The sequence below is a fragment of the Paenibacillus sp. FSL L8-0638 genome, from assembly GCF_038593075.1.
GTDB classification, from domain to species: domain Bacteria; phylum Bacillota; class Bacilli; order Paenibacillales; family Paenibacillaceae; genus Paenibacillus; species Paenibacillus polymyxa_D.
In genome coordinates this window covers 87,634-112,500 of the sequence record NZ_CP151960.1, presented here as the reverse complement: position 1 = coordinate 112,500, position 24,867 = coordinate 87,634, and the positions used below count along the sequence as shown (strand labels likewise).

Sequence of the window (24,867 nt, the reverse complement as noted above, 5' to 3'; positions counted from 1 at the left end):
GTGTTTCTTATCATCTCTTGCTTACTACTTTTCGTGATCTCTGGATTTGTGTATGAGTGGATTGCATCCAAAAAGGATAAATCACAATACCCGCCTCCGGGGGAATTAGTCGATGCCGGGGGCTATCGACTTCATATTCGTAAACTCGGTAACGGCTCTCCGACAATATTGCTTGAATCAGGGAGTGGGGAAAGTAGCCTGTCCTGGAGAGATATTCCCGAAAAGCTGTCATCATTCGCCACTGTTGTATCCTATGACCGGGCAGGCTATGCCTGGAGCGAGGAGGCTGCTACTCCACGAACCGGGGAAAACATCGTTCGGGAGCTTCATCTCGCCTTAAAAAACGCAGACATCCAAGCTCCTTATATCCTGGTAGGCCATTCTCTCGGAGGGATGTACTCAAGACTGTACGCGCAGACCTACAAAGACGAAGTGGCAGGATTGGTTCTGGTGGATGCTAGGCCTGAGAATGACGCTCGCCGGACAAATGAGATCTATGCCAAAGAACGACCCAAGGTCAATCCCTCCCCGTTAATATCCATTCTCCTAGAAAAGTCAGGAGCTTTTCGCCTGTTTCCCAATTTTATGCTAACGGGTCGAGTCGAATATCAAGATAGAAACTCTTTTGTGAATATTGTCGCTTCTTCTAAGTACTTTCGATCTGTTGCGGAGGAAGGTGATCTAGCAAGCACTACCGAAGATGCCATACGGGGACAGCATCTGGGCAACCTCCCTGTACGTGTAATTGCCCGGGGCGTTCAACAAGATTTGACTCAGTTCGGTATTAGTAAGCGCGGAAATGATCAGATCGAACAAAGCTGGCAAATGGGACAGCGCGAGATGCTTAACATCTCTACAAACAGCAAATTTATTGTTGCCAAGAAGAGCGAGCATATGATCATCCATGATCAACCGGAGCTTGTCATCCAGGTCATCCGTGAACTCATCACCGACACCAGTCATTTTCAGTCAACCATGTCTAGAGCATACACAGACGATTAGGGACTTTATATGTTAAGGACAGCATAAAAAAAACAAAAGACGCCCCGAGTTCCTTCTATATAAAGGAATCCGGGCGTCTTTGCTACCCTATACTATTCTCGTTGATTGATCTTAGGACAGAATAGGCTTGTTTTTAGATGAGGCTTCTGCAATTTTACCAAGTATTTGTTTCAGTACTTTAGCATTTTCCCCGACAAAACCGGAATCAAGCAGCACATCATGCGTTCCGATGACTTCGTATTCTTTGTATTGACCATGCGTCGCCTGTTGCCATAACAATTTATCTAATGATGTATCTGGACCAATACTATCATCCTCTGCAATCAGAGCATGGATATTCGCATGAACTTCACCTGCGTTAATAAGCTCATCGCGGTAGGTGGAGTAAACCAACATTTTGTCCATGACTCGCTCCCTGTCGGCTGGATCGGCGAGGAATACTTTGTACTGCTCCCTAATGCTATCCAGCACCGTCTCGACAATCTCTTCAAGCTCCTCAGGTGTCGATTCATCCTTGGACATCTTTCTCATAGCATCTACCATAATAATGTCACCAACATGGTAGCCTCGGCTTTCCATAGCTTTAGCTACCTCGAAGGCGAGATTTCCTCCAAGTGAGTATCCAAGGAATACATATGGGCCCTCGGCTTGAATGTTCACGATGGCATCGATGTATCGATCCAGCATATCTTGGCCCTGGAAACGATCGCCGATAAATTCCATCCCGTACACCTCGCAAAGCCCATCCAGCTCCTTGGCCATCTCATAGTACCCCAGAGAGTGACCTACCCGAGGAGGGAAGCAAAATACTTTAAGCGTTCCTTTCCCTGGGAAGTGGATAATTTCCATTTCTTGTTCGTCGGCAGTAGTTGTTGCCTGCAGCTTGAAAATTTCATGCGCCATTTCTTCCACAGTCGGCAGATTAAACACGGCCTGGAGTGGGAGATGGACGCCCATATTAGACGAGATCCTTTGGATCAAGCCCAATACTTTCAGGGAATGGCCCCCAAGGTCAAAGAAATGATCTCTGATCCCGATTTCCTGTACGCCGAGCACCTCGGACCAAATCTGAGCGAGCTCTACTTCTGTCTGCGTACGTGGCGCGATATACTCCGCTGTGCTCCGCAGAAGGGTTTCTGGTGCCGGTAGCGCTTTGCGATCCAATTTGCCATTCGGATTCAGCGGCATTTGTGCGAGCTGTACGAAAGCAGTCGGAATCATGTAGCTTGGCAGCTCGCTGCCCAGTGCTTCGCGTAATACGCCCGCTGCGAGCCCTTCCTCGGCCACAAAGTATGCGCAAAGCTGAGTACTTCCGCTGGAGTCAGCCAGTGCTAGAACAACCGCTTCCTGCACCGATGGCACCCTCAGAATTTGTGCCTCCACTTCTCCCAGCTCAATGCGGTAACCCCGGATTTTTACCTGGTGATCGATCCGTCCCAAATACTCAATATTTCCGTCTGGCAGCCATCGGGCCAAATCGCCTGTTCGGTAAATCCGTGCTCCCGGTTTGTACGGGTGAGGAATGAACTTCTCTGCCGTCAGGTCCGGCTGGTTGAAATACCCCCGCGCTACCCCTTCGCCTGCAATGCAGAGTTCTCCCGGTACCCCCACAGGTGATACCTGAGAAGCGCTGTCCATCATCCATACTTGGACGTTAGCGTACGGTTTGCCGATCGGCACATGCGTTAGAGCCGCAGTCTCAGGGCTAGTTGTATATCGGGTCGCATATACGGCCGCTTCGGTAGGACCATAGATATTCTCCAGTACTGCGTGTGGAGATACTTTATAGTACTCTTCTACAAGTTTGGCAGGCAGCGTCTCGCCGCAGGCAAACAGGTATTTCAGAGTAAGGAATCCTTGGGTGCCGCTTTCTTTCAAGTATTGAACGAGCACACTGAGCATCGATGGCACCAAATTAAGATGCGTGATTCGGTTCGTATCCACAGCCTCCAGCAGTGCCATCGGGTCTTTGTCCACGCCTTGTGGCAGGATCACGAGAGTCCCCTGTCCAAAGAACCAGCAGAACAGCTCTGGCACAGAGAAGTCAAAGGTGAATGTCGTTTTGAGCAGGAAACGGTCGCCTGCCAACATCGGATATTCAGCTTCCAGCTGACTCAGCGTATGGACGGCAGAGCGGTGTTCAATCATTACACCTTTCGGCTTGCCGGTTGAACCTGACGTGTAAATGATATACGCCAGATGCTCCGGTCCCGCAATTGGCTCCAGATTCGAGCTATCCCCATGGTACGCCTGCGGATCATCAAGTGCCATGATCGTGCCAGTGAACGGGAAACGATCTTTAAGATGGTTCTTCGTCAGCAGAAGCTTCGCCCCCGAATCCTCCAGCATGTGGCGAATACGGTCTTCTGGGAACTCCGGATCAATCGGTACATAGGCCCCACCAGCTTTTAGAATGGCATGAATACCAATGATCATCTCAAGCGAGCGCTCGACCATGATGCCAACTGGTTGGTCCGGTCTGACCCCTTGGGCACGCAGCGTACGTGCAAGACGGTTCGCCTGCTGATGAAGTTCTCCATAGGTAAGCTTCGTTTCTCCGTAAACAAGTGCTGTACGATCCGGTGTGAGCGCAGCCTTTTCCTCAAATATGCCTTGGAGGGTCTGCTCACGCGGATAAGGAGCTACTGTATCTCCCCACACCTCTATTATTTGTGATTTCTCTTCTGGCGTGATCAGTTCCAGCTCATCAATACGGATAGCAGGTTGTACAGATACGCTTGTCAGAATTCTCGTCAAGTGTCCTTGAATCCGTTCCACGCTCTCCCGGTCATAGACGCGAGCATTATATCGATACAAGAACTCCAGACTACGTCCCGGCAGCACAATAAGGTTAAAATCATAATTCGTCTGTTCAAACATCTGAACATCTGTAATTTTGTATTCAGCCTCTTCACTGGCAATTTTCTCTTCCAGATGCTCTTCTACCGGGTAATTTTCGAACACCATAATATGAGAAATCAAATCTTGCTTTTGTTCGCTCTGTGCTTGAATCTCATAGAGCGGATAGGAATCATAAGCATGTCCTGCCAAATATAATTCCTGCTGTCTTTTCATCACATGGGAGAACGTATCGCTTCCCTCGGCCTGAACCCGAACTGGAACTGTATTAATGAAGAGACCGATCATGCCTTCGATACCCGGAATCTCGGCAGGTCTTCCCGATACCACACTTCCGAAGACGATATCCTGGCTTCTATTGTAGCGCTGCAACACGATTCCCCAGGCTGCTTGCATCAGCGTATTCATCGTCACCTGATGCTGTTTGGCCACCTGTTCCAGGCGATCGGTCAGTTCCGCATCCAACGTGAATACCAGCTTCTCCGACACATAGGCCTCTGCTTTTGCCGATGGCTGTGTGATGGCTTGTGGCAGCTTCGTCTGCTGCTCGTAGCCTTCCAGGTACCCTCTCCAGTAAGAGGATGCCTCTTCCTCGCCTTGTTTCTCCAACCATTGAATGTACTGGCTGTACGATGCTGCTACAGGAAGCTCAGGTTCCCTTTGCTCACGTAGAGCTCCGTATGTTTCAAACACTTCCTGGAGCACAAGTGGCATACACCAGCCATCCAAAATGATGTGATGAGAGCTCCACAACAGATGGTAATGCTCTTTTGCAGTACGTAGAATAGCAACACGGAGCAAGGCTTCATTCGCAAGATCAAAGCCTCTTGCTTTGTCTTGGGCAACATAAGCTGCAAGACGCGCTTCTATTTCAGCGGAATCCAGCTCATGCAAATCCTCGTATACGAAATCGCATGCTCTTTCTTTGAACACAATCTGTATAGGGAAATCGCCCCATCCAGCATGGAAATTCGTTCTCAATATGGCATGCCGTTTCATCAGTTGCTGTAAGCTGCGTTTGAAAACCTCAGGATAGAACACTCCCTGAATTTCAAATGTGGCCTGCTCAAAGTAGACCTCTGAATGAGCCTCCAGCAAGCTGTGGAACAACATCCCCTTTTGCATCGGCGTCAGTTTATACATATTTTCAATACTACCGATATGCCGTGTCTGCTCTTCTAACTCCTCAATCTTTTCCAAGCTGATATCTTTGAGGAGTACATCGCTTGGTGTTAGTTCTGTTCTTTCCTTACTTACGCAATGTCCAATGACTTCACTAAGACGGTTCTTCAGAATGCCAACAAACTTAGCCACGGACTCCCCGTGGAACTGATGATGGTTATAGCTGACCGAGAGTTGAAGCTGCCCTTCGGCAATCAGTCCATTAATGTTCAATGCCTGATGCTGCACCATCTGCTCACTGACCTCAGGTCCTACGGAGTAAGGCGATACTTCCATCGTCCCTCCTGCAAGATCCTGATCGAACTGACCCAAGTAGTTGAACGTAATCTCCGGTTCAACCGAGAAGGAGGAGGCATCGGGACTGTCGCTTAAATATTTCAAAATCCCATATCCGACACCTTTGTTCGGGATACGACGCAAGCCTTCCTTTACACGCTTGATTCTGGCCCCGATCTCCAATTCCCCGTCCATCTCAAGGGCGACAGGGTATTGACTTGTAAACCAGCCTATTGTGCGAGTAATATCCAGTTCCGGTACAACAGGCTCCCGCCCATGTCCCTCCAGAAGGATGCCTACACGTTCGATTCCCGTCCACTCGTGAACAGCCATACCAAGGGCCGTCAGGAGCAGATCGTTGACCTCCGTATTGTAAGTACGGTTCGCTTCTTTCAGGAACTGCTCTGTCTCTTCTGGTGACCATCTGACCGTGATAGCCTCGCTATCTTTGATGAGAAGAGCGCCATCTACCTTGTCTTTGGGAAGAGGGACAAAGCCACCTCCTTCTACCTCTGCCCAATAGCTGCGTTCTTGTTCAGCCGCCGGGCTGTTAGCAAATTGTGTGATTCCCTCAACCCATGCACGGTACGAATCCGTCTTCTGCGGAAGCTTGACTGCTTCTCCACGTGCTGCCTGCTCGTAGCCTTCCTGCAGGTCCTCAAAGAGGATACGCCAGGATACGCCATCCACAGCCAGATGATGAATAACGATCAACAGATGTTCGCCTTCCGCACAGCGGAACAGACCCAGTCTAAAGAGAGGTCCATCCTCCAGAGAGATGCTGCGCTGAATGGCTTCCACACCCGCTTCTATTGCTGAAGCCGGGTCTGTCTCATCCCGCAGGTCGTGGATTTGGAGGCTATAGAGTTCACCCTCACCTACGCTCCGGTTCCAGGCCTCCAATCCCTGCTCTCCTTGGCGGAACACCAGTCGTAAAGCATCATGATGCTCTGCAATTGTCCGAACAACCTCGGCGAGCGCATCGGTATTGAAGCCATCCCGTCGGTACAACATGACCGACTGATTAAAGTGATGCAGATCCATTGACTGTTCATCGAAGAATCTGTGCTGAGCAGGTCCCAGTCTTACCGATCCGTGTACCTCGCTTTGGTCCGCAATTCGGCTGACCACACTAACGCGCTGCGCCAACTCTGCAATTGTCGGATAACCGAACAAATCCTTCATTTCAAGCTTGTAGCCTGCTTGAAGAAGCCTTGAAGATACTTGAATGGATTTGATCGAGTCACCTCCAAGTTCAAAGAAATTATCATGAATGCCGACAAGCGGCACGCCAAGTACACCTTGCCAGATTGAATCCAAAATGTTCTCCACATCCGTCCGCGGAGCGGTAAAGTCTGCTCCCGCCTTTATACCCGAGTTCGGTTCAGGCAGTGCCTTGCGATCCAGCTTGCCATTCGGTGTCAGAGGCATCACGTCCAGTTGGACGAAGTAAGACGGAATCATATATGCAGGCAGTCCGGCAGACAGTTCGTTTCTCAGCTCGCTGACAGACATTTCACGATCCGCTACAAAGTAAGCACACAGAGACTTCTGTCCATTGGCGTCTGCCCACGCAACAACGAGAGCTTCCTCGACAAGGGGCATATCCAGCAACTTGGCCTCAATCTCACCAAGCTCAATACGATAGCCCCGGATTTTGACTTGATGGTCAATACGCCCAATGTACTCAATGTCTCCATTAGGAAGGCGACGAGCTAAATCTCCGGTCCGATACATATTTCCTTCCGCGGCGAACGGATTCCTAATGAATTTTTCGGCGGTAAGATCCGGACGGTTCAGGTACCCACGGGCTACTCCGTCCCCGGCGATGTACATTTCGCCCTCCACACCTAACGGTACGAGACGAAGCTGTTCATCCAGGATATGAATGTATATATTGTCTGACGGCAAACCAATCGGTACGGATTCCCGTGTATCCTTCGCAGGATCGTACAGGTGAATCATGCAACCGACGACGGTTTCGGTTGGACCGTATTCATTGTAGATTTTGATATTGCCATCAAAGAGGTCGGTAATCGTTTTTGACAAATGTGTGGTCAGATTCTCTCCACCCACAATGAGCTGCTGAATGCGACTTTCCGCTGGAATGGTCATATCTTTAATCAGACTGAGATGCGTCGGCGTCAGCTTGAGAATATCCACCGCATTTTCGCGCAAAATATGCTGTACAACCTCTGCCTTATCTATACCATCATAAATCCGTACTATTCCTCCATTTATTAACGGAGTAAACATTGATGTCATCGTCAAGTCAAACGAAATGGATGAATACAGCGGGAAGTCCGTTGGTTGCCCTGCACAATAGACTTTATTTGCCCACCAGATGTAGTTCACGATTCCTTTATGGTTAATCATGGTTCCCTTCGGATTTCCTGTTGTACCCGAAGTATAGATTAGATACACCAAATCGTTTCCTCTCACAGGAATATTAGGATTATTCACTCCGTCTCCGTAGATGTGCGGAGAATCCAACTCCATAACCATTCCCTCAAAGGAAGCTAGTTTCGTCAGGTGGCTCTGTGTGAGCAGAATCTCAGCGCCAGAGTCCTTCAGAATATACTGAATCCGCTCCTGCGGATATTCAGGATCAATCGGTACATAGGCTCCACCCGCTTTGAGTACCCCCATGATGGCAACCAGCAGTTCCACTGACCGATCCGCCAACAGCCCCACTACTTGTTCACTCCGTAGTCCTTGGGCTATCAAGGTGGAAGCTAGTCTGTTCGCCTGCTCGTTCAGCTCCCGATATGTGATCTGGATGTCGCCGTTTATTGCCGCGATCTTATCCGGCGTTCGGGCCACCTGTTCCTCAAACAAGGTATGCAGGCCCTGATCACTTGGGTAGACATGAGCCTTGCCACCCCAGTCAAGCAGGTTTGTCCGTTCCTCTGGTGTTACAATCTCCAGCTCCTGTATCGTCGCTTGCGAACGAGTAGCTACCTGATCGAGCATTTGCAATAAATGTCCTCCGATTCGCACAATGCTTTCTTGCTCGTAGACCGAAGCATTGTAGCGAATGCAGACCTTAATGTCCTCGCCTGGAATGACCACCAGGTTAAAGTCATAGTTGGTTTGCTCAAACATGGCGAAGTTGGCGACTTCGAGATTGTCCTCCGTTTGATTACCCGACTGTTCTACCTGTTCGTCAAGCGGATAATTTTCAAAGATCATAATATGAGAAATCAGGTCTTGCTTTTGGCTTGTTTTCCCCTGAATCTCATACAACGGATAGGTGTCGTAGGCACGACCAGCCAACGAATGTGCCTGTGTACGTTTCATTACCTCGACGAAGGCCTCGTCTTTGGATGACTGTACACGGATAGGTACTGTATTAATAAACAGACCCACCATATTCTCGATCCCTGCAATCTCAGCCGGTCTACCCGATACAACGCCGCCGAAAACTACATCCGAGCTGGCATTATAACGTTGAAGAATCAGTCCCCAAGCTGTCTGCATGAGTGTGTTGACGGTCACGTGATTGCGCTTCGCGACAACATCCATTTTACCGGTCAAAGATGCACCCAGATGGAGAACATGCTCTTTCAGGACATAGCCCGCTTCTTTGGCTTGAGATTTCGTTTTACCTTCCGGCAATACGGTATTCCCGTCATAATCTTCGAGATATTGGCTCCAATATGTTGAAGCTTCTTGATCATCCTGTGCATCAAGCCACTCGATATAACGGCTATAGGGCTGAGCTGGCGGCAGGACAGGCTGTAATTGCTGTTTCTTGGCAGAATAATAATCGAACAGCTCCTGTGTAATGATCGGGATACACCAGCCATCCATAACAATATGGTGGAAGCTCCACAATACAAGACAGCTTTGATCCTTCTGCAAGACGGTCACTCGCATCAGCGGATCTTCTGACAAGCTGAACCCCTTAACCATATCTTCAGCAGTGTAAGCCTGAATCTGGGCTTCTTGTTCCTGCATAGATGCGTCGCGCAAATCTACGTAGTGCAGAGGGATTAACCGTTGCTTAAAGACAACTTGCAGCGGTACATCCGCAATGTTGTTGTAAAAGCCGGTACGTAGTATGGCATGTCGTTGCACCAAAGCCTGGAAGCTCTCGAAGAAGATATCTACATCGAAGCTGCCACGCATCTCAAACGTTGCCTGTTCGAAGTATGAAGAGGAGTCCGGCTCCAGCAGGCTGTGAAACAGCATGCCCTTCTGCATTGCCGTCAGCTTGTACACATCCTCAATCTCTCCGATATGAGCCGTCTGCGCCGTGAGTCGATCAAGCTGCTCCAATGTTAATCCTTGGAACAGAACATCACTAGGTGTAAGCTGTGAACGCTCCTGAGCTACACAATGCCGGATGACCTCACTAAGGCTTGACTGTAATAATTCAGCAAAATGACTCACCGTCTCGTTACGATACTGCCTGTTGCTGTACGTAATCGTCAGTGATAGCTGTCCTTCAGCAATCATGCCATTCACATCCAGAGCATATTGCTGTGGTGTGAGATCGCTGAGCGCCTTACCAACTGAATGCGTGGATAGGCTAAGGGCATTACCCTCCAAATCCTGGTCAAACTGTCCAAGGTAGTTGAAGGAAACTTCTGGTTCTACGCTGAATCGAGTGTCTTTTTCCGGTGCCATATATTTCAGCAGACCGTAGCCGATACCTTTGTGCGGAACCTCTCGCAAATTCTCCTTGATGCGCTTGATCCGGGTAGATACTTCCTGCCCATCTTGCAGGTTCAGCAGAACAGGGTACTGAGTTGTGAACCAGCCCACGGTACGGGTAATATCCAGATCTGGTACGATCATTTCCCGTCCATGTCCTTCAAGGTTAACCAGAACCTGCTCCATGCCTGTCCAGCGCTGAATAGCTGCTCCCAGAGCAGTCAAGAGTAAATCATTCGTCTCCGTATGATAAGCCCGGTTTGCTTGTCGCAACAGCAGCTCTGTTTCTTCAGCAGACCACGTTACCGTAACCGACTCGGTATCCCGAACGGTGCCTGGCTCCTGATCCTTATCCTTGGGCAGTGGAGCCAGAAGCGTCTCCTCAATCTGCTGCCAGTATGAACGCTCCTCGTCCAGGGCAGGACCTGCTGCATACTTCGCCGCTTGCTCGGACCATACAAGATACGAATCGGTCTTTTGCGGAAGAACAATCGTTTGTCCATTCAACGCCTGCTCGTATCCTGTTGCAATGTCTTCAAACAGGATGCGCCAGGACACACCGTCAACCAAGAGGTGATGAATGACAATCAACAAATGATCACCATCTTCACAATGGAACAGGCCTAGCTTGAACAGTGGGCCACCTTCCAAGTCAAAGCTTGCCTGAATGGCATCGGCTTGGGCCTGAACCGCAGCTGTCTGGTCTTCCGCCTGCCACATATCAGCAATGTCCAATGTGTAGAGCTCGCCTTCATCTGTTCCCCGATTCCAAGCTGCGTATCCAGCTTCTGTAGGCCGGAAAACCATGCGCAGCGCGTCATGATGGATCGCAATTTGGTCCATTGTCAACCGGAGTGCAGCCTCATCAAAGCCGTCTTTTCGATAGAGCATGACGGCATGATTATAATGGTGCGGCTCCGCTGTATGGCGTTCAAAGAACCAGCGCTGAATTGGCATTAACTCTGCTGCACCTTTAATTTCGCCCTGTTCCGCTGTACGTCCGGCTGCCTGAAGATACGGGCTTAGCTCGGCAATTGTCGGATATTTGAAGAGATCCTTCATCTCTAATTTATATCCAGCTTGGAACAATCTCGAGGACACTTGAATCGCCTTGATGGAGTCACCACCCAGGTCGAAGAAATGATCATGGATGCCGATCTGCTGTGCTCCCAGCACACCTTGCCATACGGAAGCCAAAGCTTCCTCAGCCTTCGTCCTTGGCGGTTCATAAACCGCTCCAGTCTGCACATTGGCCTCCGGAGCCGGAAGCGCTTTGCGATCCAGCTTGCCATTTGGTGTCAAAGGCAGCTGTTCCAATTGCATAAAGTAAGATGGAATCATATAAGCCGGCAGTTCGGCAGCCAAGGCTTTTCTCAACTCTCCTACCGTCAGCATCTGATCGGCTGTGAAATAGCCGACAAGCACTTTTTGTCCACTTCCATCCTCTCGGGCGAGCACAACGGCCTCCCTTACAGACGGAGCATGGAGCAGCTTCGCTTCCACTTCGCCCAGCTCAATACGGTAACCACGGATTTTTACCTGATGGTCAATCCGTCCCAAATACTCCATGCTGCCATCCGGCAACCAGCGTGCCAAGTCACCCGAGCGGTACATACGCTCGCCTGCTTCGAACGGATGAGCGACAAACTTCTCTTCCGTCAATTCCGGTCGGTTCAGATAGCCTCTCGCCAGGCCTACGCCCGCCACATAGAGTTCACCCGGAATGCCAATCGGCTGTGGACGGCGTTGTTCATCCAAAATGTACGCTCGCAGCGTCGGAATCGTGGTGCCGATATTGCTGCGGCCCTGTTCAATTTCCAACTCTGTAATTTCCTTGTAGGTTACATGCACGGTCGTTTCGGTAATGCCATACATGTTAATGAGCTGCACTTGCGGATACTTCGTTCTCCAGTCCTTGAGCAGGGCCGGGGCTAATGCCTCTCCACCGAAGATAATCATACGGAGGCTCAACTCTGCCGCCTGATGACCGAGCTCTTCCTGTAGCAACTGGTAGAAGTACGTCGGCGTCTGGTTCAAAACGGTGACCTTCTGATCCTTAAGCAATTGTAAGAAACGATCTGGACTCTTCGCGGTAAGCGATGGAACGATGACCAACCGTCCTCCGTTCAGCAATGCTCCGTACATTTCCCATACAGAGAAGTCAAAACAGAATGAATGGAACAGTGTCCACGTATCCTGAGGACCAAAGTCAAACATATTTTTATCATTAAAGAGCAAGCGAACTACATTTTTATGCTCAATCAGTGTTCCCTTTGGCTTGCCTGTCGTACCCGATGTGTAGATGACGTAGGCAAGATGCTCCGGTCCGGCTGCAGGCTGCAGGTTTGAGACATCCTCCTTGTAGGAAGCCGTTTTGTCCAGACTTACGATATCCCCGGCGAAGGAGGCCCGTTGCTCCAGATGCGCTTGTGTCAGCAGTAGCTTGGCTCCCGAATCCTCAAGCATAAAGCGAATGCGGTCCTCTGGATATTCAGGGTCTACAGGGACATAGGCCCCGCCTGCCTTCAAGATGGCTAAAATTCCGACCACCATTTCAAGGGAACGATCCGCCATAATTCCAGCCAAACCGTCTGGTTGCAAACCACGTTCCCTCAGCGTTCGGGCAAGTCCATTGGCCCGCTCGTTCAGCTCGCTGTAGGACAGGGTTGCATCTTCACATACGACTGCCACTGCATTCGGAGTACGTGCGGCCTGCTCCTCGAACAGCGCATGGATCGTCTTGTCACGAGGATAATCTGCCTTGGCTTCGTCCGGCACTTTCATCAGCCTTGATTTTTCCTGAGGTGTCACGATATCAAGGGATGACAACGGCAGTGCCGGATTGGCGATGGCTTCCCGAATAAGCTGTACAAAGTGGCCTGCCATCCGATCAGCAGTCTCTTGCTTGTAGATCGCAGTCGCATACTCAAGCGTGCAGTTCAATGCCCCGTCTGCTTCTTCACTCACGGTCAACGTGAGATCGAACTTGGCAGCCGGATGTACATTATCGTAAGGAGTGAAGCGCAATCCTTCTATTTCTTGTTCTCCCTGCTCGATATTTTGCAGGACAAACATGGTATCAAATAGTGGGTTACGGCTCAAATCACGCTGAAGCTCCAGCTTTTCTACCAGCTCCTCGAACGGGTAATCCTGGTTTTCATAGGCCCGCAGCGCTGTTTCCTTCACTTCCTGCAGATAAGCCTCGAAAGGCTTCTCTCCTTCTGGATAAGTACGAAGTGCCACTGTGCCGACGAACATACCGATGAGGCCTTCGAGTGTCGCATGGGATCTTCCTGCCACAGGTGAACCGACGATGACATCTTCCTGACCTGTGTACTTGTGCAAGAGCGCTGTATAGGCTGCCAGCAGTACCATGAACAGAGTGGAACCCGTTCGGGTAGCCAGCTCCTGAAGTGAAGCACTCAGAGAAGAATCAATTTGGAAGTCGATTCGATCCCCTGCAAAGCTTCGCACCGCAGGACGAACTTCATCTCCTGGCAAATCCAGCACTGGCAAGCTTCCACGGAAAGCATCCAGCCAGTAAGCCTCCTGGACCTTAAGACGCTCGCTTCCGAGCTGCTCTTGCTGCCATACAGCATAGTCTGTGTACTGGATCTGTAGCTCAGGAAGTACGTCCTCCTCTTGGTAGAAGCGGAGAAACTCTTCTATGAGAATATTCATAGAAACCCCATCTGAGACAATATGGTGCATGTCAAACAATAGTAAATGGCGCTCATGTGCAATTCGAATAAGGCCGACCCGCAGCAATGGAGCTACACCCAGATCAAAAGGACGGACGAACTGCTGAAGGGTAGCTCCTGCCTCTTCCTCGCTCAACTCCGCATATTCCACAGCAAACGGAACATCCGTCAGGAGCTGCTGTACAGGTTCACCGTTCACGGTCACAAAACGAGTACGCAGCGAACCATGACGATGAATCAGACGACGGAATGCCTGCTCTAGCCGTTCCCGATCCAAAGCTCCCTCAACGGTAAGAATACCCGGCATATTGTAGCTCAGCTCTCCACCTTCCAGCTGACTTAGAATAAACAGTCGTTTTTGGGCCGAGGACAATGGATAATGCTCTCTCGCTCCCGCTGTAGGAATTTCTTCGAAATTCAGCGGTGTATAGCCCTCAATAGCACGGGCCAATCCTTCAATAGTAGGAGACTCGAACACTGCTCTCAGACTAATCTCGCGATTCATTTCCTTGCGAATTCGTGAGACTAGCAGGGCTGCACGCAGTGAATGACCTCCAAAATGGAAGAAATTGTCCTTCACTCCCGCATTCTCTACACCTAGCACCTCTTGCCAGATTTGGGCTAATTGCATTTCTACAGGTGTCTTTGGAGCCTCAGATGAAGCAACTGCCCATCCACGCTCGCCCTGCAGCGCTTTTCGATCGATTTTTCCGTTCGACGTCAGAGGCATATCCTCCAGTTGTATGAAGCGGGAAGGGATCATATATCCAGGTAACATCTCCGACAGGATGGCCCGAAGCTCGGATACCTCAAGTTTCTGAGCGGCTACGAAATAAGCGACTAGATCTTTGTAGCCGTCATTACCCTCTACAGCCATGGCCACGACTTCCTGAACGGACGGCACTCTGAGCATTTGTGCTTCTACCTCGCCCAGCTCGATACGGTAGCCGCGAATTTTGACTTGGTGATCTATTCGGCCTAAGTACTCGATGGTTCCATTCGGTAACCAGCGAACCAAGTCACCCGTCCGATACATACGCTCTCCTGGAGCAAATGGATTGTCCACAAACTTCTCATCCATTAACTCAGGCCGGTTATGATACCCCCGCGCTAACCCGATACCCGAAATGCATAGCTCTCCAGCTACACCGACAGGTTGCAATCTAAAATGGTCATCCAAGATGTACACACTATGGTTAGCAATAGGTCGTCCAATAGATACAATATCCGTTGCTCCCTCACTGTCCGGGACAGACCAGATTGTAGTGCATACGGAGTCCTCTGTTGGGCCATAGACATTAGAGTAACGTACATGCTTCCTCCACTCTTCGATCAACTCGATCGATGCGGCCGATCCAGCGGTTAGCAAGCACCGCAGTGTTGGCAAACGCTCTGGATCAAGGTGGATAGCGTAAGCGGGTGGCAAAGTCGCTACCGTAATCCCCTTATCGTTCATGAACTGCTCGAACAGGGCATGATCTAAAATATCTTGTGTAGAAGGGATGCACAGAACAGCCCCGTGGCTCAGCGCCGTTAAAATTTCCGAAACCGATGCATCAAACGACAGGCTTGCAAACTGAACGATCCGATCCTGCGGTGTAACTTCGAAGTGTGTCCCGTATACGTCCGAAAGATTGGGTAGTCCCCGATGCTCGACTAATACGCCCTTAGGCTGACCCGTCGTACCTGAAGTGTAGATCACGTAAGCCAGATCATCCGGGCCGGCAGTAGCCTCCAAATTCGAGGTGTCGGCATCATAGGTCGATGATTCATCCAGCAGCAAAACATTTTCCGTCCATCCGAGATGCTCCAAGAGATGGGCCTTTGTAAGGATCAGCTTCGCCCCGGAATCTTCAAGCATGTAACTGATTCGTTCTTTCGGATACTCTGGATCGATTGGAACATAGGCACCCCCGGCTTTCATAATGCCGTAGATCCCAACGATCATTTCGAGCGACCGTTCAGCAATCAGTCCCACCAGATCTCCCGTCTTGATTCCCTGAGTACGGAGCCTTCTCGCCAGTCCATTGGCTTTTGCATTGAGCTCGGCGTAGGTCAGCATCTCGTCCCCAAACAAAAGGGCAGTCGCGTCTGGCGTTCGTCCCGCCTGTTCCTCCAACAGTCCGTGGAACGTGTTACATTGCTCGTAAATGCCTGGTGTATTTCCCCATACGTTCAGAATCTGTTCTTTCTCCTGCGGCGTGACTAATTCTAGAGCATCCACGGAAATTGCAGGATTCTCCACAATTTGTTCCATCAGGTGGAACAAGTGGCCCTTGATTTGCTCGATCGTGGCTGGATCATAGACGAGCGCATTGTATTGGAACAACAATCTCATCTCTTTGCCCGGTAGAACAATTAAGTTAAAATCGTAATTCGTTTGTTCAAGAAGCTCCGCTTCCTCAATCTCAAAGGCAGCCTCGTCACCACCCAGACGCTCTACTTCCTCTTCCACAGGATAATTCTCAAACACCATAATATGAGAGATGAGATCCTGCTTCTGATCCGTCTGAGCCTGAATTTCAAACAACGGGTAGGTGTCATACATATGAGAAGCCATATATTGTTCCTGCTGCTGCTTCATCAGAACTGTGAAGGGGAGACTCTCCTCTGTCTTCACACGAACGGGAATCGTATTGATGAACAAACCGATCATCCGATCAATGCCCGGAATTTCTGCTGGTCTGCCTGATACTACACTTCCGTATACAACATCCCGACTACCGTTATAGCGTTGAAGCGCAACGCCCCAAATGGACTGCAGCAATATATTCATCGTGACATGAGCATCTCTGGCCACCTTTTCCAGGCGTTCAGTCAATTCCCTGCTGAGAGGATAATTCAGCTTCTCTGCTACATAGCCTTCTCCTTTAGCTGCTCCACCGACTTGAGGTAAAAGCGTCTGTTGTTCATAACCGGCCAGATATCGGCTCCAATAGTCGGCCGCAGCTGCTTCATCCTGCTGTTCGAGCCATTCAATATACCGGCTATACGGCTGAACCTCTGCCAGGTGAGGCTCTCTTCCTTCCAGGAGGGCAAAATAGTGTTCAAATACCTCCTGCGTAATTAACGGAACACACCACCCATCCATGACGATGTGGTGAAAGCTCCATAAGAGACGGAAGCACTCTTCATCTGTTTGTAGAATCGATACACGGAGAAGCTCGTCTTCAGCCAGGTTGAAGCCCCGTGCTTTGTCCTTAGCACCAAATGTCTTCAGGTAAGCTTCGCGCTGCGATGCATTCATCTCCCGCAGGTCTTCGTACACCAATTTAGCGCCTCTGTGCCGAAATACAACCTGCAAAGGCTCGCTGCCCCATCCGCTGTAAAAGTTCGTACGCAGGATAGCATGACGCTCCACCACTGCATCCAGACTGTGTCCGAAGGCGGTCGGATCAAAGCTACCCTTAAAGTCAAAGCCGGCCTGCTCAAAATAAGCACCCGTATGTGGCTCAAACATATCATGGAATAGCATGCCCTTCTGCATCGGTGTCAGACTATATACATTCTCAATATCGCCTATGTGGCTGGTCTGCTTAGAAAGCTCCTCCAGGTCGGCAATGCTTAGACCCTTCGCAAGCACGTCGCTTGGTGTCAATACGGTTTTTTCTTGGGTTACGCAATGCTGGAGAAGCTCCCGCAGGCTTTCTTCAATATATCCAGCGAGCTGTTCCATCGTAGATGACTTATACTGTTTTCCGTTATAAGTCATCGTCAGAGTCAGGGCTCCGTCCGTCACCATGCCATTGATATCTAGCGTATAGGCCGGTTCCTCCAACAAGCTTTGCGCGCTTCCGGTCGGATAAGGAGAGATCTGCAATGAGCTTCCTTGCAAATCCTGATCAAATTGCCCCAGATAGTTAAAAGAAATCTCAGGTTGCAAGCTGAAGCTATCTTCATCCAACTGACTTGCCACCGTTTTGAGCAACCCGTAGCCAATACCTTTGTTCGGAATTCGGCGCAACCCTTCTTTCACAGACTTGATCAAGGAGGCCACTTCCGAGTTATCCCCCAAGTCTAAAATCACCGGATATTGACTTGTAAACCAGCCGACGGTACGGGTGATGTCAATATTCGGTATAATCGGCTCACGACCGTGCCCTTCCAGATTCACAGCAACCTTTCCGATCCCAGACCATTTGGATATCGCCATGCCCAGAGCAGTCAATAGCAGATCATTCGTCTCTGTTTGATAAGCACGGTGGGCTTTTCTCAACAATTGGTCGGTTTCTTCTATAGTCCATTGTGCTGTTACTACTTTGCTATCCTGTAAAAGAAGGCTTTCCACAGCCTCATCCTTCGGCAACTGTTCGAGTGGCTGACCCTCCATCTCTCTCCAATACGCCCGATGAGTCTCCATTTCAGGGCCTTCCGAATAACGAGCAAGGGCGTCACCCCAGTCACGGAAGGAATCCGTCTTCTGCGGGAGTGTCAGTGCTTGGCCTTGAATCACCTGCTCATAGCCTGCTGCGATGTCCTCGAACAAAATCCGCCAGGATACTCCGTCCACCACCAAATGGTGGATCACGATCAGAAGGTGGTCTCCATCCTGACAATGGAAAAGTCCTAACTTCAGCAGTGGACCTTCTACCAGATGGATACTGCGCTGAATGTCATCCGACAGCGATGTAATGGCTGCGGTCGGATCGGATTCATTCCGTAAATCAGCGGTGAACAGGCTATAAAGCTCTCCTTCTTCAAGATCACGATTCCAAGCTTCGTAGCCCTGCTCTGTCTGACGGAAAACCATGCGAAGGGCATCATGATGCTCAGCGAGTTTTCTTAGCACCTGATGCAAGGCCTTTTCTTCAAATCCCTGTTCACGATACAGCATAACCGCTTGATTGAAGTGATGAGGCTCTGCCTGCTTCCGGCCAAAGAACCACTGTTGGACTGGAGTCAAGCGAGTCGCTCCACGCACAACTCCCTGTTCAGCCATGTGCACAGCCGTCTGTATTTCCGCGCCTAGCTCGGCAATGGTTGGCGATTTGAACAACTGCTTCATCTCTAACCGATAGCCGGCCTGCAATAACCGTGACGACACCTGAATGGCCTTGATGGAGTCTCCGCCCAATTCAAAGAAATTGTCATGGATACCCACTTGTTCGGCACCCAGCACCCCTTGCCAGACAGACGCCAAAGCTTCTTCGGCCGGTGTACGAGGAGCTGTATACTTCCGTCCTGTATGCGCACCTACTTGCGGAGCCGGCAGAGACCTGCGGTCCACTTTTCCGTTTGACGTTAATGGCATACGATCCATCTGAATAAAATAGGATGGAATCATATAGCCTGGAAGTACCTGCGATAGGGAAAGACGTACTTCGCCTGCCGTAAGCATACGATCCGCCACATAATAAGCGCAAAGCTGCTTCTCTCCAAGCTCATCCGCGCGAACGACCACTACGGCGTCGATTACTGACTCCACCTTGGCCAGTTGGGCCTCGATTTCAGGGAGTTCGATGCGGTAACCACGTATTTTGACCTGCTCATCAATTCTTCCTTTAAACTCCAAATTCCCATCTGGAAGCCAGCGTACCAAATCCCCAGTTCTGTAGCAGGGTTCTCCGTCCTTCACAGGACTAGGGACAAATTTCTCTGCTGTGAGATCAGGACGATTGAGATATCCGCGCGCTACACCTTCACCGCCGACAATGAGTTCACCCCAAGCACCAATAGGCTGTAATTGCAGCGATCCATTGACCACATAAGCGGTCGAATTACTAATTGGGCGACCAATCGGTACGACCCCTTCGGCACGACCTGGAATCTCGTAGGTGGTGGAGAAGGTCGTATTCTCTGTCGGACCATAGCCATTGATAGGGACAAGATCAGGATTAGCCTCGATTACACGATTCATATGAGATATGGACAGTACGTCACCGCCGACTAGTAATGCTTTGAGCCCTCTGAACAGGTACTCATCCTGCAGGGAAAGCTGATTGAAAAGTGGTGAAGTAAGCCACATTGTTGTAATCCCGTACTTGGCAATAGCTGCTTTGAGCCTATCGGCAATCAGAATGTCGTCATTCTCTACGAAATAGAGCTGTCCACCGTTAAGCAAAGCTCCCCATATCTCGAATGTAGAAGCATCAAAGGCCACTGCTCCCGTTTGCAAAATCCGCGTAGATTCATTCAGCTCCACATAGTTGGTCTCTTTGACCAGACGAACCACGTTCCGGTGTTCAACCATAACGCCCTTCGGTCTACCCGTCGTACCCGATGTATAGATGACATAAGCAAGCCCCTGCGATCCCTGAGCAGTCTCCGGCTGGGCAGGTTCAGCTGCATAGGCCTCTTCACTACTAAGATCGACAATCGGTATACCGTAGTCTACACTTATAAGCTCGCCCTTTTGCACCAATAATAGCTTGGCGTCGGAATCATTAAGCATATAACGAACCCGATCTTCCGGGTAATCAGGATCAATCGGCACATAGGCTCCACCCGCTTGAAGCACCGCGAGCATACCAATGACCATCTCGATGCTTCGTCCGCCCATCACGGCCACAGGCTGCTCCCTCAACGTGCCCAAACGACGCAGTGTTTGGGCCAGTCGGCTCGCCTTGTCTTCCAATTCAAGATACGTTAGCTGGACATCGCCGAATACAAGCGCCGTCTGCTCCGGTGTACGCTTGACTTGTTCTGCGAACAGCTCATGAATGGTCTTGTCCCTTGGATAAGGAGCCGATGTCGCGTTAAATACTTCAATGATCTGTACTTTTTCCTCCGGTGTGATCATTTCTATCTCGGCCAGTTGCAACTGAGGATTGGCCGAGACTGCGTGCAGAATCCGGAGCAAGTGCGTTGCAAGTCGCTCTACACTTTCACGGCGATATAAAGCCGTACTATACTCGAGGCCAAAGGCTAATTTTGAGCCCTTCTCCTCTACATTGAGGGACAGGTCAAATTTGGCTGTGACGGTGTCCATCAAGTAAGGAGTAAAGTGCACTCCGTCCATTTCCTGCTCTTCCTGCTCGGTATTTTGTAATACCAATAGGGTGTCAAAGAGCGGATTGCGGCTGACATCACGTCCTACGCCCAGCTTTTCGACCAATTTTTCAAAAGGGTAATCCTGATGCTCAAACGCCTTGAGCGCTGTTTCCTTGATTTCCAGAAGATAATCCTGAAAGGTTTTATCTCCTGCCGGGTAGCTGCGCAAGGCCAGTGTGTTGACAAACATCCCGATGATGCCCTCAAGCTCAGCCTGCGGTCTTCCGGCTACTGGAGAACCTACGACGATGTCCTCCTGTCCTGTATATTTGTGCAGTAGTACCGAATAAGCGGCCAGCAATACCATATACAGTGTAGTACCTGTACGGGATGCAAGCTCTTGTATCGCCTTATTGCCGGACTCATCCAATGTAAAATCAATTCGGCTACCCTCGAAGCTCCGAACTGAAGGTCGCTGGAAGTCTGTAGGCAAATCCAATACCGGCAACTCTCCTTCAAAGGCTTGCAGCCAATATTTCTCAAGATCTTGCCATTGGTTCTCTGACTGTTCCCGTTGCCATACGGCATAATCCTTGTACTGGATGTGCAGCTCTGGTAGCTGTTCTCCTTGATACAAATGAGTAAGTTCCTCTATCAATATTTGAATAGAAACCCCATCTGAAATGATGTGATGCATATCAAACAGCAACAGATGACGCTCCTCCTGGAGCTTCACCAAGCTAACACGCAGTAATGGAGCCTGACTCAGATCAAAGGCACGAATAAAGCTGTGAATGAGCGTATCCGTCTCCTCCACCGAAGCCTCTGTGTAGTTCAACACGAACGGCACATTCCTATGCACACGCTGAACAAGCTCTCCATCCTGCATATAAAAGCCGGTTCTCAGGGATTCATGGCGCTGGATCAGTGCCTGGAACGCAGACTCCAGCCGCGTGCGATCCAACGGTCCACCCACCGTGAAGACCCCTGGCATATTGTAGCTGAGCTCTCCCCCATCCATCTGTCTCAGCACGTATAACCGCTTTTGCGCTGAGGACACTGGGTAAGCTTCGCTTTCCGCCGCCTGTGGGATGGATTCGTACATGGTTGGAATGTGTTTCTTCACAAGTTGCGCCAAGGATTCGACTGTAGGTGACTGAAACACCTCACGCAGCGAAATGCTACATCCCAATTCTTTGTGAATCCGTGAAACGAGCACGGTTGCCCGCAAGGAATGACCCCCAATTTCAAAGAAATTATCCCTGACACCAACGCGGGTAACACCCAAGATATCTTGCCAAATGAGTACCATCTGAGCTTCCACAGCAGTTCTCGGAGCCAAATAAGCCTCGCCGGATTGTACGCTGCTTTCAGGAGCCGGCAACGCACGGCGATCCAGTTTGCCATTTGGCGTAAGCGGCATTTGCTCCAGCCGGACAAAATAAGAAGGAATCATGTAAGCGGGGAGTTCCGCTGCCAGCTGAGACCGCAATTCCCCCGGCGAAAGATCACTGGAGGCTACATAGTAGGCGCACAGCAATTTTTGGCCCTGTTCGTCTTCCCGTGCGAGGACAATCGTTTCCCGTACGTTCGGAGCCTTGAGAATTTGGGCTTCCACCTCGCCAAGCTCAATTCGGTAGCCACGAATTTTGACCTGATGGTCGATCCGCCCCAAATATTCAATATTGCCATCAGGCAACCAACGAGCAAGATCCCCCGTTCGGTACAGCCGCTCTCCCGCCCGATACGGATGCTCAACGAATTTTTCAGACGTCAAATCCGGCCGATTCAAATACCCACGGGCCAGACCGTCCCCCGCAATGTATAGCTCTCCCGGAACCCCAACAGGCTGCAGGCGTCTTTGCTCATCGAGAATGTAAGCGCTAAGTGTGGGGATCGTTCTGCCAATATTGCTTTTCCCCGCTTCAATCTCATGTTCCGTGATTTCCTTGTAGGTGACATGGACCGTTGTTTCCGTAATTCCGTACATATTGATCAGCTGCACATCAGGATACTTGACCCGCCAGTTTCTCAGAAGAGATGGACTTAAAGCCTCTCCACCAAAAATGATTTTTCTAAGGCCAAGCTCTGTCGAAGAGTGCGTTAGTTCTTCCTGTAGCACCTGATAAAAATACGTCGGCGTCTGATTTAAAATGGTGACTTGGTTATCTTTCAACAACTCCAGGAAAGCTGCTGGGCTTTTGGCTGTGAGAGATGGAACAATCACCAATTTCCCTCCATAAAGAAGCGCTCCGTACATCTCCCAAACGGAGAAATCGAAGCAGAACGAATGGAATAGCGTCCACGTATCCTGAGAGGTGAAATCAAATAAATTTTTATCGTTAAAGAGCAGTCGAACTACATTTTTGTGCTCAATCAGCGTGCCCTTCGGCTTGCCGGTTGTACCCGACGTGTAGATGACATAGGCTAGATGGCTTGGTCCCGAAATGCTCTCCAGATTGGAGGCATCTCCTGTATACGTTGCAGAATCGTCCAGGCTCACAAGCTTTCCGTCAAAAGTGGTACTTTCCCACAGATGACTTTGGGTAAGCAACAGACGGACACCTGAATCCTCCAGCATATAATGGATACGCTCTTCCGGATAATCGGGGTCAATCGGTACATAGGCACCCCCTGCTTTCAAAATGGCCAACATCCCGATGACCATCTCCAAGGAACGGTCAGCCATAATCCCTACGAGCGTATCTGCCCCTACTCCCTCGGAGCGCAAATATCTCGCAAGCTGGTTAGCCTGCTCGTTTAGAGCTAGGTATGTAATGCTCTGCTCGTCCATCTGAACGGCTACATGATCTGGCGTGCGCTCGGCTTGTTCCTCGAATAAGCCATGAATGGTCTTCTCACGTGGATAATCGACTGCGGCGCCTTCCGAAAGAGCCAAAATGGACTGCTCTTCTGGTTCACCCAATAAGTTTACCTCTGCGATAGAAAGCTGAGGTGAATGAATGATCTGCTCGGCGATCGTAAGCAACTGGGAAACCATGTCCTTAACTTCGCTGCGTTCAAACAGCTCCGTCCGATAATCGACATCCAGTACCAGTTCGCCTTCATCCAGGATCTCCACGATATGAAGTACGAAATCGTTCACTTCGTCCCCGCAGAAATCATAATCCGTCAAAATACGCACATCGTCCAAATCAACCCAATTGATAAGACGATATTCCATTGAAACGCCAAAAAGCCGCTGAATATCCTTGTTACCATGCATTTCTCTAAGATCCTGAATTAACTGATTGTATGGATACTTCTGATGCCGCAGGACTGACATCTGATCTCTAGTTACATCCTGCAGGAAGCTCAACACATCCATATCCTTTTTGACGTATGTTCTGGCAGCAGCGGTGCTGACGAACATACCTATCTTTTGCTTCTCTTTTTTGTTCCCCCGGTTAGCGAACGAAGTTCCAATCACCACATCCGGCTGATTCGTCATTTTGTGTATGTAGATATACATCGCACCCATGAAGAACTGGAACATAGAAATCCTGTTCTGTTGGCAAAATGCTTGCAGCTCGTGATATAGCACTTCTGGTACGGTAAAATGCTCCCGAACAGCGCGGGTACTTAGCGATAACGGATTATATGACTTCCAACCTGTCAGTTCAGGCAAATCGGAAAATTTGTCCAGCCAGTATGCCTTATCCTTTTGGTATCTGTCAGAAAGCTCATATGCGTTCTCATCTGCAATATATTCAATATAAGAGCAATCATCGCTCAGCTTTGGTTCATTTCCTTGAATTAATTCCATGTACAACGCGATCAGCTGATTGCCGTATACCACCATGGAGACCCCGTCAGAAATAATATGGTGCATCTTGATATTAATCCAGTGCTCTTCCTCGCTAATCTTCACAATTAAAAACTGGAAGAGCTCAGAATCAAGGAGAGGCAAGGGTTTGCTTTTGTGCTGCTCTAGTAAGGCCTCCACCTCGGATACACTTTCATAATGGGTAAAATCCAAGCACTCCAGCTGTCTTTCTTCAAAAGGAACGACGTACTGCTGAGGCACTCCATCCACTGAGGTAATACGAATGCGGAACGCATCATACTGTTTGATAATCAAATTAATGGACTGCATGAAGGCAGCCACATTGATATGACCCTTCATTTTAGCTGTACCGGAAAGCTGTGACACTGACGTGTCTGGGTAGAGTAATTCGGTATACCATATACGCTTCTGCGCATTCGTTAAATCATATAACTGCATGTCGTTCATCTCATTCACTCCTATTCCTTGATG

2 protein-coding genes (1 of these 2 only partly in view) are annotated in these 24,867 nt (G+C 49.8%); one reads left to right on the top strand and one right to left on the bottom strand.

The features are described from left to right. Positions 1-1,002: the 3' portion of an alpha/beta hydrolase gene (locus MKY35_RS00420; RefSeq protein ID WP_342445292.1), read on the top strand. Its footprint begins 33 nt before the window's first position; the window shows 1,002 of its 1,035 coding nt (coding positions 34-1,035); the start codon falls outside the window, past its left edge; its stop codon occupies positions 1,000-1,002. Positions 1,003-1,113: 111 nt separating this feature from the next. On the opposite strand, the gene MKY35_RS00415 is transcribed toward MKY35_RS00420, so the two are convergent. Further along, on the bottom strand, positions 1,114-24,843 hold the full coding sequence (locus MKY35_RS00415; RefSeq protein ID WP_342445291.1) for a non-ribosomal peptide synthase/polyketide synthase: 23,730 nt from the start codon (positions 24,841-24,843) through the stop codon (positions 1,114-1,116). Positions 24,844-24,867: the final 24 nt, after the last annotated feature.